A 12793-nucleotide genomic window follows, 5' to 3' on the forward strand; every position below is an offset into this window, starting at 1 on the left:
CTCAGATCCAACTGGTGAACCACATCCGCGCACGCCACTCGGACATCGGGATCACCTCCGCCGTGTACAGCGGATAGAAGTACGCGAAACAGCCGACGATCGCCAACACGATCAGCCCGGCCCCGGCCGCGCCCCACCGTCGCCGGCGTGGCGGACAGCCCTCCGGCCCGAGCATCGCTCCGAGCAACTGCGCCACGGCCAGGCAGAGGAACGGCACCAGCAGCACCATGTAAAAGGAGAAGGTCGTCCGCCGCTGGTACTGGAACCACGGCAGGTAGATCGCGGCGACGCCGGCCAGGATCGCGCCGGAGCGCCAGTCCCGCCGGAAGAACCACCGGTACAGCGCGTACGCCAGCGCGAAGCACGCCGTCCACCACAGGAACGGGGTGCCGAGCGCCAGGATCTGGCTCGCGCAGCCCTCGGCGGAGTGGCAGCCGTGCTGCCCGTCCGGCACCTGCTGCCAGTACATGGACACCGGTCGGCCCTGCACCAGCCAGCTCCACGGGTTCGACTGGTAGGTGTGCGGGGACGACAGGCCGGTATTGAAGTCGTACATCTGCGCGTGGTAGTGCCACAGGCTGCGCAGCGGCGCCGGCACCCAGCTCATCGACACCTGCGGCAACGGGATGTCCACCAGCGGCGTCCGCGCCGGGGACAGCCCGGCCCGGCCGTCCGCCCACTGCCGGCCGTAACCGCCCGTGGTCGCCAGCCAGCCGCTCCACGCCACGACGTACACCACCAGCGCACTGCCCACCATGGACAGCGCGGCCGGCCACAGATCGCGCCGCAGCATCGCCCGCCACGCCCGGTGCGCACCGGCCGCCCGCCGCCCCGCCTGGTCCCACAGCAGGGCGAGGACGGTGAACACCGCCAGGATCTGCAAGCCGTTCCACTTCACCGCGGACGCCGCCCCCAGCAGCACCCCGGCACCCACCCGCCACGGCCGCACCCCCAGCCGCACCTCGTCCCCGGCCCGCCCGCCCTCCGCCCACGCCGCCCGCAACAGCCCGCGGACGCGGTCACGGTCGATCAGCAGGCACCCGAACGCGGCGAGCACGAAGAACGCGGAGATGCCGTCCAGCAGACCGACCCGGCTCATCACGAACTGCAGCCCGTCCACACCCATCAACAGCGCCGCGACGCACCCCAACAGCGTCGAGCGGAACAACCGCCGCCCGATCCTGGCCAGCATCAGCACACTCACCGAGCCCAGCACGGCCACCATGATCCGCCAGCCGAAGGGATGCAGACCCCAGAAGTGCTCCCCCACCGCGATCACCCACTTGCCGAGCGGCGGATGCGCGACGAACGCCGGCGCCTGGCTCAGCGGGATCACCTGCGGCACCCCGAGAATCAGCTGATTCGCGTTGTCCGGCCAGACCGCCTCGTAGCCCTGCTGCAGCAGCGACCACGCGTCCTTCGGGTAGTACGTCTCGTCGAACACGAACGCATTCGGATACCGCAGCCCCCACAACCGCAGCACCCCCGCAAACACCGCCACCCCCAGCGGCCCCCACCACCGGAACCGGTCCCGGTCCCGCCCCACCGCGACCCCCACGACCGCCCGCCGCGACTCGACCGCCAGCGCCATACCCGCCCCGTCCGCAAGTTGACGACATGTCCGCAATGTCGCAAATCCTAGCCTGCGAGGGCGCGAAAACAGGGGCGCGGGAAACTGCGCGAAGGGGAACGCACCCGTCGGAAAGATCGCGAATCCCGACAATGACCTGCACGTGCGGGCGACCCCAGCTGCGCGCCCACCACCAGGAGCCTCCCGGCTACCGTTTGACCCTCGACCAGGTCGAGGCATGAGTGTCTACCGCGTGGAGAACAGAATGCGCAGCATCGGCGAACTGGCCCGCGCCAGCGGCCTGAGTGTCAGCGCCCTGCGGTTCTACGACGGCGCGGGCATCTTCGTCCCGGCCGCCGTGGACCCGCACTCGGGGTACCGCTGGTACGCGGACGAGCAGCTTCCGGACGCCCGCCTCCTGGCGCGCCTCCGCCGCGTGGGCATGCCGCTGGCCGGCATCACCCGGGTGCTGACCGGCACCCCGGCCGAGGCCCGCGCCGAGCTGGACGCGCACTTGCGCCGGCTGGAGGACGGCCTGTCCGATGCCCGCCGTGAGCTCTCCACTGTCCGTGCCTTGCTCGACTCGAGGGAGTTCCCCATGCCGCAGACCCGACTGACCGTCCCCGCCGCCCGCCTCGCCGCCGCGCTGGACGCGGTCCGTTTCGCCGCGCCGACGACTGCCGAGCTGCCCGCCGTCGCGGGGATCTTCCTGGACGCGGAGGACGGCGTCCTGCACCTGGTCGCCACCGACCGCTACCGGCTGGCGGTCGCCGACTGCCCGGCCACGCTGGATGGCCCGGCCGCCTCCGCTCTCCTGCCGACGGCTCTCGCGGATGCCGCCCGGGCCCTGCTCGCCGACGCCGACGAAGCCGAACTCGTGCTGGACGGAGCACAGTTCACCGTCCGCGCGGCCGGCCGCGAGCTCTCCGGCGAGCGCGCCGACCACGACTTCCCGGACTACCGCCGCCTGCTGCGCCTGGAGCCCACCCACCGCCTTGCCCTGACGGCCGACCAGCTGCACAGCATGCTCGCCACCGCCGAGCCGTCCACCGAGACCCGTTCCCAGGACGGCGTCGACTTCCCGGTCACCGCCGTCACCGCCACCGCGAACGACGCCCTCCCGGACACCGCCCCGGCCGAGCTGCTGGTCCACGTCAACCGCGACTTCCTGCTGGAAGCGGTCGGCGGCGCCGACCAGCTGGTCCTCGAACTGACCGGCCCCATCGCCCCGTTGGCGATCCGCTTCCCATCCCGCGAGGACACTTTCTCGCTCCTGATGCCCGTCCGCCGCTGACCCTCGCCGCCCGCAGAAGCCCGGCCGGGAAATCCCCTCCAGGCCGGGCCACCGCACGCGTTACGGTCTGCACCATGACCACCGTCGACTGGCCCGCCGTCCGCGCCCGCCTGGACGCCTTCCTCTCGGGCCCCGGACAGCCCCGCACCGCTCCGCCGCTCACGGAACAGCAGGTCGCCGAGGCGGAGTCCGAGTTCGGGGTGACGTTCCCGCCCGAGTACCGGGACTACCTGCTCCAGGTCAGCGCGGGCGGCTGGTTCGTCTTCGAGCTGCGCCGGACCGCCGAGGGCTGGCGCTGGGACGGCCACGGCACCGACTACGACCGGTTGCACCTGCCGTTCCCGGACCACGACACGGCGCTGGCGCTCTCCGACGAGCTGTACGACGGACGCCCGCAGCCGGAGGACTTCGCCGACCCCGCGGAGTACGGCCGGGCCGAGCAGGCCAGTGAACTGCTGATCGAGGAGGCCGAATGCGCCCGGACGGCGGGCCTGGTGAAGCTGACGGACGACGGCTGCGGCTTCTCGACCGGGCTGGTCCTCGGCGGCCCGCACCGCGGCACCGTCTGGTTCGACGGCCGCGCCACCTGCGACCGGCTGAACCCTCTGCTGAACGACGCCGACAAGCCGGCCGGCTTCGCCGAGTGGTTCGTCGACTGGCTGGACCACGTGGCACCGCTCGCCGGGTACGACGAGTACCGCGCGGCCAACTCCCGCTGGCACCGGGGCCAGGACACCCCGATCGCCCGACGCTGGTTCGACAACTGGCGCGACGCCTGCCGACCCGCGCCGTGAACAGAGCGGCCGCCCGCCCGGGAGATCCCCGAGTGGGCGGCCGGCGGCACGTCAGGCCACCGCCTCCAGCTCCCGCAGCTCGCGCTGCGGCACGTTCAGCACCCGGACGTTGTCCTGCGCGGGCGTCAGGAAGCCGCGCAGGCGGACCGCCAGGGCGACGATCAGCAAGGTGCAGAGGGCCATCGAGGCCAGGTAGAGCGGCCAGGTGCCGGAGCCGACCAGCAGGACGCCGACGGCGGGGCCGACCGCGACGGCGGTCTGCTTCACCAGGGCGTAGCCGGAGTTGTAGGTACCGAGCAGCCGGGCCGGGGCGAGGTCCGCGACGATCGGGCCCATGGTGGGGGCGAGCAGGGACTCGCCCACGCCGAACAGGGCGTAGATCGCGACGATGGCGACGGTCGCGGCCATCGCGTCCTCGCGGATCAGGCCGGCCACCAGGGCCATGCCCCAGGCGGCGAGCCAGACCACGCCGGCGGCGGCCATCGCGGTGGTGCGGCGGCGGCGCTCGGTGATCCGGACCACGAACATCTGGAGCAGCACGATGGTCAGCGCGTTGGCGCCGATCGCCAGGCCCAGGGTGGAGGGCGGGGTGCCGACGGTGTCGGTGGCGAACGCGGCGACGCCGGACTCGAACTGGCCGTAGCAGGTGAAGAAGATCAGCCCGGCGAGCAGGCACAGCCGCAGCATCGCCTTGTCGGCGACCAGCGTCCGCAGTCCGCCGCCCTTGCCGACAACCGCACCGGCCGGCGCGACCTCCTCAGCAGGCATTTTCGCGGTGCCGGTGACGGCAGCCAGGCCGAGGAACGTCAGCGCCTCGATGGTGAACAGCCTGGTCAGGCTGGCCGGGTCGGCGGTGTCGACGACCTGGCCGCCCACCAGCGCGCCGATGCCCATGCCGAGGTTGACCAGCGTGAACTGGAGCGCGAAGGCGCGGGAGCGCTCGGCCTTGCCGGTGCAGCGGACGATCATCGTGGCGAGCGCGGGCTGGCAGGTGGTGACACCGGCGCCGAACAGGAAGGAGGAGATCAGCAGCGTGGGCGTGCTCGCGGCCTGACCGAAGGCGAACGCACCGGCGGCGGCCATCGCCGTACCGGCCAGCAGCACCGGCCGCGGGCCGTACCGGTCGATGCCGCGACCGCTGAACGGCAGCACGGCCAGCGCGGCGAGCGCGAACACGGTGAACACCGCGCCGGCCGCCGCGGAGCCGAGGCCGCGCACCTCGCTCACGTACACGAACATGTACGGAAGCGTGAAGCCGCTGCCGAACGCGCTGAGCGCGTTGCCGATCTGGACGCGACGCAGGCGGCCGCCCCACTCCTTCACTTGACACCCCTCGAAGACTCCGAAAGCCGGCCCCTTGGCCGTCACTTCAACCCGTAAGATTTCAGAGCTAAAGTCTACGCATAGAAACCTTAACGCGTCAAAGGCTTAACAGCTGCACGATGCGTGGAACAATGACCCCATGAGCGCACGCAGAGCGGAGCCCGACTCCGCCACCGAACTCGGCATCGCCGAACAGGTGGCCCTCTACCAGCGGGAGTTCCCGACCGTGGACCCGCAGGTGGAGACCATCGTCTCCACCCTCTCCCGGCTCAACCGCCGGATGAACGTGGCCTACAGCCGCCAGCTGGCCACCCTCGGCATCACCAACGCCGAGTGGGAGGTGCTCAAGGCGCTGGTGTTCAGCGGCAGCCCGTACCGGCTCGGCCCGGGCGAGCTCGCCAAGCGGCTCGGCCTGACCCCGGCCGCGATGACCCACCGGATCGACCGGATGGTCAACGACGGCCTGGTCACCCGCGAGCGCGACGAGGCCAACCGGGTCCGGGTGATCATCGAGCTCACCCCGCTCGGCCGCGACAGGTGGATCGAACTGATGCGGATGGCCGCCGTCTTCGAGGCCGACGCGCTCCAGGACGTCCCCGTCGAGGCCCGCCCCGAACTGGCCGCCACGCTGACCAGGATGCTGCGCCGGATCGAGGAGTCCCAGCCGGACGCCCTCGGCCGCACCGAGGACCTGAACTGCTGACAGCAGGGTGCCCCGCACAACGCAACGAGGGGCGCAGGGAGAGTGATCTCCCTGCGCCCCTCGTTCGTCGAGAGGGCTACTTACCGGTCAGCGGTCGGTCAGCACGGGCCGTTGTCGGTCCAGGTGCCCCACTGGCCACTCAGGCTCGGGTCCTCGTTGGTGGTCCACCACTTGTTGGTGTAGTAGTGACCCTTCCAGGAGACCTTGGTGGCCGTGGCGTACACGGTGGCCGCGTTCCAGCTCGGGGCGGCGGAGCAGGCACCGGTGGTCGGCGACTGCGACGGCGAGGCCGAGGCGGAGGTGGACGGCGAGGCCGAGGTCGACGGCGAGGCCGAGGCGGAGGTGGACGGCGACGGGCTGGCCGACTGCGAGGTCGACGGCGACGGGGCGGCCGGGCAGTTCGCGGCGGAGCCGTTGGTCGCGCTCACCATCTTGTCGAACAGCGCGGTCTGGGTGCCCAGGTCGTACATCGAGAAGGCGAACGAGCCACCGAGGCCGTTGCAGTGCGCGTAGTCCAGCTTGGCCTGGATCGACTGGGCGTTCTCGCCCGACCAGAAGGTGGTGCCGTCGTAGAAGTACGCGGCCTTCGCGGCGTCGTCCCAGTAGGTGTAGGCCGGGTTGTCGACGAAGCCGTTGAGCTCCTTGTACATCTTGATGCCGTTGACGTTGCCCGAGTAGCTGCCGCCGGCCGCCGGGCCGGTCGCCGGCTGGAACAGGCCGTGGCTGTTGCCGGCGGTGACGCCGGTCCAGCCGCGGTAGTAGAACGGGACGCCGACGTTGATCTTCTTCGCCGGGAAGCCGCCGGGGATGCCGTACTGCGAGTCACCCACGGTGTACGCCTTGATGGCGTTGTCCAGCGAGTACTTCCCGTCGCCGCCCGGGACCGGGTTCATCGGGTCGTTCGGGTTGGTGTAGATCGGGGCCTGGTGGTTGGTCGGGCCCTGGGCCTCCCAACCGCCGTGCATGTCGTACGTCATGATGTCGAGGAAGGTCAGGTACTGACCGATCTTGTCGGTCTCGACGTACTTGATCTTGTCCTGACCGGCGCCGACCGCCGCCGCGAGGCTGTAGGTCTTGCCGTCCGTCTTGCCCTGGGCGTCCAGCTGGCTGCGGAACTCGGCGAGCAGCGAGGTGAAGTTCTGCTTGTCGGCCGGGGAGGAGTGGTTGCCGGTGTGGCCGTTGCCGCCCGGGTACTCCCAGTCGATGTCGATGCCGTCGAAGATGCCGGCGCCGGTGCCCGGACCGCCGTAGCCGCCCTGCACGGGCAGGTTGCCCTTGATGTACAGGTCCATGCAGGAGGACACGAACTTCTTGCGGGACGCGTCGGTGGCCGCGGCGTCGGAGAAGTACTTCGAGTAGGTCCAGCCGCCGATGGAGAGCAGGACCTTGAGGTTCGGGTTCTTCGCCTTCAGCTTCTTCAGCTGGTTGAAGTTGCCGACGATCGGCTGGTTCCAGGTGTCGGCCACACCGTCGACCGAGGTCGTGGTGTCGAAGGTCTTCTGGTAGTCGGCGAAGGAGTCGCCCGCACCGTCACCCGCGTTCGGGTTGTTCTCGTCCTGCGAGGCGGCCTTGTTGGCCTCGAAACAGGTGAGGTTGGTGGGGTCGATGTTCCCGAAGTCGTAGATCAGGTAGTCGAGCTTCCCGGCGGCGCCGGTGTCGTTCATGGTCTTCAGGTAGTAGCCGTTGGTGTAGATCGACCACTGGTCGAAGTAGGCCACCTTGATGCCACCGCTGGTGGCCGGCGCACCGGTCGAGTTGGTGGGGGCCGCCTGGGCGGTGCCGCCGGTCAGGGCCAGGGTGCCGCCGAGCAGCAGGGAGGCCGCCGTGCCGGCCGCGAGCGCGGCCCAGCTCTTGGGGCGCCGCCGCGTGGGCGACTGGGGGGAAACGGAACGAAGCATGGCTGCGAGACTCCTGGTTGTGGGGGTCCTGACAAACCCGGATGCGAACCGTGCGAGGTGGGGCCGCACAGCCAGGGGCATGACAGGGGGAATCGAGCGTTGGCCTGCACAAACGCCAGGGCCGGGATAAGCCGAACCGGCGCCGGTGGTCTGAACCACCGGCGCCGGCCCAGGGGCTCCCTGCACCTGCCAAGTAAAATGGACTAGACCAACTCGACCGTCAAGAGCGAGATCTGACGCTTACGCCACGCTTAAGGTTCGGTGTCCGATCAGTACCGCAGCGCATTCGCCACCACAGGCGTCACGGGAGCGTTCAGCGAACGGTTGCTGTGTGCCGTGGCCTGCGCGGTCGCCCCGGGCGCCACGTCCGGGACGTTCACCACGGTCGCGTCGAGCAGGTTTCCCGACGCGTCGTCGAAGTTGACCTGAATCGTGTACTTGCCCGCCTGGGAACCGTGGTTGGTGACCGTCACCGGCACCGACAGCTTCCCGTCCGACCCGGTGGTCGCCGCCCCGAGCGCCACGTCGCCCTTCACGTTCAGCCCGCCCTTGACGCTCGCCAGCGCGGACGACGCCGCGGCCTGCGCGGAGGCGCCCAGCGAAGCCGCCGCCGAACCGAGCGCGGCGGTGGCCGAGGCCAGCGCCGACTCCGCGGCCGAACCCACCGCCGAGGTCGCCGCCCCGGACGTCTTGCCGCTCGACGTGCAGCCCGCCAGCGCCGCCGAACCCAGTAGGACCGCCGCCAAGCCCGCGGCCACCCGGATCTGTCGCTTCATCAGTGATTCTCCCTGTCTCGTCGCGGCGCTCAGGAGAGCCCGGTGCCGTTCTCGCGGGCCGCCTCGTCCGCGGCCCTGGCCTCCCGCCTGCCCACCACGTCCTGGCGGCGCTTCACCACCGCGACGGCGCCCAGCGCGCTCGCCCCGAACGCCAGCACGCCCAGCCACGGGCGGCCCAGCGCGTGCCCGGAGGCGGCGTCCAGCGAGTAGCAGCCCGGGCCGGTGATCGCCAGCGCCAGCCCGCAGGCACCCAGCAGCGCCGGGTACTCGTAGCCGCCGCCGTGCGCGAAGAACCCCGCCGGGGCGTGCACCGCGATCGCGCCCGCCATCGTCCCGGCGACCACCGGCCCCGCCACCGGGGTGGCCAGGCCCACCGCGAGCAGCGCACCGCCACCCGCCTCGCCCAGGCCCGCCGCCAGCGCGTTGCGCTCGCCCGGCTCGAAGCCCATCTGCTCCATGGCGGCGGCGGTGCCCTCCAGCCCACCGCCGCCGAACCAACCGAACAGCTTCTGCGCGCCGTGCGCGAACAGGACACCGCCGACGACCGCGCGAAGTGCCAACAGACCGAGATCCTTGCGGTGCAGACTGGTCATGGTGTTGCCCCTGGTGTGGAAGAGAAGTCCGTAGGGCCCATCCCAGCGTGCGCACCGCCCCCGCTCGACCCGGCGAACCCATCCGGGCGACCCGCCCCACCCCGCAGGGAGACTCCCGATGCCCATCGCACCGCAGCCACCCGAGTACGTCCTGCACGGCGACCGGGTCACCGACGAAAAGACCTTCTGGGCCGAACTCGGCCACGCCGTGCACGCCCACAACGGCTACTACGGCAGCAACCTCGACGCCCTCGCCGACGTCCTGCGCGGCGGCTTCACCCCCGAGCCGCCGTTCGTGCTGATCTGGCGCGACGCCCTGGTCTCCGCCCAGGCCCTCACCCGCCGGGTCACCGGCCCCGACGAGGAGGAACGCTCCTACTTCGACGCCATCCTCGACGTACTGCGCCAGGGTGGCGTCACCGTCCGCCTGCGCTGACCGCCCATCATGGGCGCATGTCGGCGATCAACCTGAGCACCGTCTTCGTCACCTTCTTCGCCGTGATCGGCCCGCCCAAGGTCCTGCTGGCCTTCGCCCAGCTCAGCCAGACCCGCACCCCGGCCGAACTGCGCAAACTCACCCTGGTGTCCTCGGCGGTCGCCGCCGTGGTCGGCCTGGTGCTGGCGTACAGCGCGGACGTCATGGCGGCGCTGTTCCACATCTCCGACCAGTCGCTGCAGATCGCCGGCGGGGTGATCTTCTTCATCTACGCCGTCGCGCTCGTGCTCGGCATCCACCTCGGCGGCGGCAGCAACGAGGGCCACCTCGACAACCCCCTCGCCGACGGCATCCGCCAGCTGCTGCTGCCGTACGTGGCCAGCCCGCTGGCGATCACCGCGCTGCTGGTCGAGTCGCTCACCCGGGACACCATCGGCTGGCACTCCACCGTCGCCGCCATGTACGTCGCGGTGATCGCCGTGGACTGCGTGTCCGTCCTGCTGCTCGCCCCGCTGCTGCGCGCCAGCCGGCGCACCTCGCTGGAGGTGCTGTCCCGGCTGCTCGGGCTGCTGCTGGCGGCCGTCGGCGTGGAGATGTTCCTGTACGGGCTGGAGAGCCTCGGGGTGCACCTGGCTCCCGCGAAGAACGAGTACTGACAGGCCCTCTCAGGACGCCTGGATCGGCCGCCACGGCACGGGGCTGGACAGGATCATCGAGCTGGTCGGCTGCCCGTAGCTGCCCAGCCTGTCGGTCAGCCGCTCGAAGGCCGGCATGTCGGGGACGCCGACCAGCAGGACGCAGCACGCGCCGCCGGTCACCCGGTGCAGCTGGAACACCTCCGGCCAGTGCGCCACCTCCGGGTCGCGCAGCACGCAGCGCGGGCCGTAGCAGCGCACCGTCACCAGGGCCATCACCGCCGCACCGGCCTTCGCCGGGTCCAGGTGTGCGTGGTAGCCGGTGATCACACCGTCCGCCTCGAGCCGGCGCACCCGCTCGGCGACGGCCGGCGCGGACAGGTTCACCCGGCGGGACAGCTCGTTGTACGAGAGCCGCGCGTCGGCCTGGAGTTCGGCCAGCAGCAGCCGGTCCACCGCGTCCATCGTCGGCTCCTTTGCGTTCGTCAGGCGATCGGGGCGCAGCACCTTGCGAACGGCAGGCCATTGCCGCCAACCGGGCTACGACGCCCATTCAAGAGCAGGCCGCCGCGCCGCACAATGGTGGCGCCCGCCGTACCCCGGAGCGGGCGGAACCAGGAGGTACCGGCCATGACCGGCCAGACCCACCGCCCCCACCTGCGGTACGGCAACGACCAGGAACCCGGCACGTCCACCCCGTACTCCCGGTACGTCCGCCTGACCGAGCTGCACTCGCTCCAGCAGCCCCGCAGCACCGAGCCGTCGGAGTACACGTTCATCGTCACCACCCAGGTGATGGAGCTGCTGTTCGGGCAGCTGCACCGCGAGTGGACCGCCGCCCGCGCCGCGCTGCGCGAGGACGACCTGAGTGCCGCGGGCGACGCGCTGCGCCGCGGCCACCACGTGCAGGACGTGCTGGTCTCCTCCTGGGACCTGCTGGCCACCATGACGCCGGCCGAGTTCAACGCGTTCCGGCCGCTGCTCGGCGAGGCGTCCGGCTTCCAGTCCTCGGCGTACCTGCTGCTGGAGTTCCTGCTCGGCAACAAGAGCGAGCGCCTGCTGACCATGTACCAGGACTCCCCCGGCGAGTACGACGCGTTGTTCGCCGAACTGCGCACCCCCAGCCTGTACGACGAGGCGCTGGCCGTGCTGGCCAGGCGCGGCCTGGAGATACCCCCGGCCCCGAGCACCGCCCACCACGGCCACGACGACACCGTCGAGGCCGCCTGGCGGACCGTCTACACCGACCCGGCGCTGGCCGACCTGGCCCGGCTCGGTGAGGCGCTGCTCGACACCGCCGAGCGGGTCACCCGCTGGCGCCAGCGCCACTACTCCACCGTCAAGCGCACCATGGGCGGCAAGCCCGGCACGGCCGGCTCCAGTGGTCTGAGCTGGCTCAAGCACGCCGCCGACCAGGACGTCTTCCCCGAACTGTGGTCCGTCAGGAACGAACTGTGACAACTCGCACGATGTCTCCCACCCGCGACGAGTGCGTCGTCCGCGACGCCGCCGACCCGCTGCACCCGATGCGCGAGCACTTCGAGCTGCCCGAGGGCGTGCTCTACCTGGACGGCAACTCGCTCGGCGCGCTGCCCCGCCGCACCCCCGGCCACCTGGCGAAGGTGGTCGCCGAGGAGTGGGGCACCGGCCTGATCCGGTCCTGGAACGACGCCGGGTGGTTCCACCAGCCCGGGCGTCTCGGCGACCGGCTCGGCGCGCACCTGCTGGGTGCGGCGGCCGGGCAGGTGGTGGTCTGCGACTCGACCTCCGTCAACCTGTTCAAGGTACTCGGCACGGCGCTGCGGCTGCGCCCCGGGCGCGGCGCGCTGGTCGCCGAACGGCACGCCTTCCCCACCGACCTGTACATCGCGGACGGGCTGACCGGGCTGTACCCGGGCACCCGGCCGGTGCTGGTGGACTCGGCGGCGCAGCTGGACGCGGTGCTCGACGCGGACACCGCGGTGGTGCTGCTGTCGCACGTCGACTACCGCACCGGTGAGCTGCTGGACATGGCGGCCGTCACCGAGCGGATCCACGCGGCCGGGGCACTCGCCGTCTGGGACCTGTGCCACACCGCCGGGGCGCTGCCGATCCGGCTGGACGCGGCCGGTGTGGACTTCGCGGTCGGCTGCGGCTACAAGTACCTGAACGGCGGTCCGGGCGCGCCCGCGTTCCTGTACGCGGCGGAGCGCCACCACGCGGCCGCCCGGCAGCCGCTGACCGGCTGGTTCGGCCACGCCCGGCAGTTCGACTTCGAGCCCGGCTTCCGGCCCGCCGAGGGGATCACCCAGTTCCTCACCGGGACGCCGCCGGTGCTGGGCCTGGCCGCGCTGGAGGCCTCGCTCGACGTGTGGGAGCTGGCCGATCCGGCGGCGGTGCGCGCCAAGAGCCTGGAGCTCTCCGACCTGTTCCTGGAGCTGACGGCGGACCTGGACGTCGAGTCGGTGACGCCGCGCCGGCACGAGCTGCGCGGCAGCCAGGTGGCGCTGCGGCACCCGGAGGGCTACCGGATCGTCCAGGCGCTGATCGCCCGCGGGGTGATCGGCGACTTCCGGGCGCCCGACCTGATGCGTTTCGGCTTCACCCCGCTGTACCTGTCCCGGGCGGACGTGTACGACGCGGCGGCGGCGCTGCGCGAGGTGCTGGCCTCCGGGGAGTGGCGCGAGGAGCGGTTCGCCCGGCGCGGCGACGTCACCTGACCCGGGCTCTGGCCCCGGACAGGCCGAACGGCCGGGCCCCGACGGGGGCTCCGGCCGTTCTTCGGGTCGGGC

The 12793-nt window shown here is 71.6% G+C and carries 13 protein-coding genes; 7 read left to right on the forward strand and 6 right to left on the reverse strand.

Annotation, left to right across the window (positions count from 1 at the left end; genetic code table 11):
• Position 1 precedes the first annotated feature (1 nt).
• The gene (locus ACIHEI_RS10250) at positions 2-1591 is read right to left on the reverse strand and encodes a dolichyl-phosphate-mannose--protein mannosyltransferase (protein ID WP_396606314.1); all 1590 of its coding nucleotides are present in this window, start codon (positions 1589-1591) and stop codon (positions 2-4) included.
• Between the two features lie 244 nt (positions 1592-1835).
• On the opposite strand from ACIHEI_RS10250, the gene ACIHEI_RS10255 reads away from it, so the two are divergent.
• Together ACIHEI_RS10255 and ACIHEI_RS10260 are read left to right on the forward strand one after the other, a co-directional pair.
• A complete protein-coding gene (locus tag ACIHEI_RS10255) occupies positions 1836-2864 on the forward strand; it encodes a MerR family transcriptional regulator (protein WP_396606315.1) in 1029 nt (342 codons plus the stop codon).
• Between the two features lie 74 nt (positions 2865-2938).
• The gene (locus ACIHEI_RS10260) at positions 2939-3658 is read left to right on the forward strand and encodes an SMI1/KNR4 family protein (protein ID WP_396606316.1); all 720 of its coding nucleotides are present in this window, start codon (positions 2939-2941) and stop codon (positions 3656-3658) included.
• 51 nt (positions 3659-3709) lie between these two features.
• On the opposite strand, the gene ACIHEI_RS10265 is transcribed toward ACIHEI_RS10260, so the two are convergent.
• Positions 3710-4981: an MFS transporter gene (locus ACIHEI_RS10265; RefSeq protein ID WP_396606317.1), complete on the reverse strand. Its 1272-nt coding sequence runs from the start codon at positions 4979-4981 to the stop codon at positions 3710-3712.
• 139 nt (positions 4982-5120) lie between these two features.
• Between ACIHEI_RS10265 and ACIHEI_RS10270 the strand changes: the two genes are divergently transcribed.
• Positions 5121-5684, forward strand: a complete 564-nt coding sequence (locus tag ACIHEI_RS10270; RefSeq protein ID WP_392947593.1) for a MarR family winged helix-turn-helix transcriptional regulator — start codon at positions 5121-5123, stop codon at positions 5682-5684.
• A gap of 98 nt (positions 5685-5782) precedes the next feature.
• Here the strand turns inward: ACIHEI_RS10270 and ACIHEI_RS10275 are convergent, their stop codons facing one another.
• The 3 genes from ACIHEI_RS10275 to ACIHEI_RS10285 all read right to left on the reverse strand — a co-directional run bounded on the left by ACIHEI_RS10275 (position 5783) and on the right by ACIHEI_RS10285 (position 8951).
• On the reverse strand, positions 5783-7582 hold the full coding sequence (locus ACIHEI_RS10275; protein WP_396606318.1) for a glycosyl hydrolase family 18 protein: 1800 nt from the start codon (positions 7580-7582) through the stop codon (positions 5783-5785).
• A 269-nt stretch (positions 7583-7851) separates the two neighbouring features.
• Positions 7852-8358: an FxLYD domain-containing protein gene (locus tag ACIHEI_RS10280; protein ID WP_396606319.1), complete on the reverse strand. Its 507-nt coding sequence runs from the start codon at positions 8356-8358 to the stop codon at positions 7852-7854.
• A 29-nt stretch (positions 8359-8387) separates the two neighbouring features.
• Entirely contained in the window at positions 8388-8951 is a 564-nt protein-coding gene (locus tag ACIHEI_RS10285; RefSeq protein WP_392947583.1) for a DoxX family protein, read from the reverse strand.
• Between the two features lie 118 nt (positions 8952-9069).
• Here ACIHEI_RS10285 and ACIHEI_RS10290 point away from each other — a divergent pair, with 118 nt between their 5' ends.
• Both ACIHEI_RS10290 and ACIHEI_RS10295 read left to right on the forward strand, forming a co-directional pair.
• Positions 9070-9387, forward strand: a complete 318-nt coding sequence (locus ACIHEI_RS10290) for a barstar family protein (RefSeq protein WP_396606320.1) — start codon at positions 9070-9072, stop codon at positions 9385-9387.
• 17 nt (positions 9388-9404) lie between these two features.
• Positions 9405-10043, forward strand: a complete 639-nt coding sequence (locus ACIHEI_RS10295; protein ID WP_396606321.1) for a MarC family protein — start codon at positions 9405-9407, stop codon at positions 10041-10043.
• A 9-nt stretch (positions 10044-10052) separates the two neighbouring features.
• Here the strand turns inward: ACIHEI_RS10295 and ACIHEI_RS10300 are convergent, their stop codons facing one another.
• Positions 10053-10487, reverse strand: a complete 435-nt coding sequence (locus ACIHEI_RS10300; RefSeq protein WP_396606322.1) for an Lrp/AsnC family transcriptional regulator — start codon at positions 10485-10487, stop codon at positions 10053-10055.
• Positions 10488-10652: 165 nt separating this feature from the next.
• Between ACIHEI_RS10300 and ACIHEI_RS10305 the strand changes: the two genes are divergently transcribed.
• Positions 10653-11480, forward strand: coding sequence for a tryptophan 2,3-dioxygenase (locus tag ACIHEI_RS10305; protein ID WP_396606323.1), 828 nt, complete (start codon positions 10653-10655; stop codon positions 11478-11480).
• A gap of 11 nt (positions 11481-11491) precedes the next feature.
• Entirely contained in the window at positions 11492-12721 is a 1230-nt protein-coding gene (gene kynU / locus ACIHEI_RS10310; RefSeq protein WP_396606324.1) for a kynureninase, read from the forward strand.
• The last annotated feature ends 72 nt before the right edge of the window (positions 12722-12793 follow it).

Origin of the sequence: Kitasatospora sp. NPDC051984, assembly GCF_044593455.1 — a bacterium.
Classification (GTDB): domain Bacteria; phylum Actinomycetota; class Actinomycetes; order Streptomycetales; family Streptomycetaceae; genus Kitasatospora.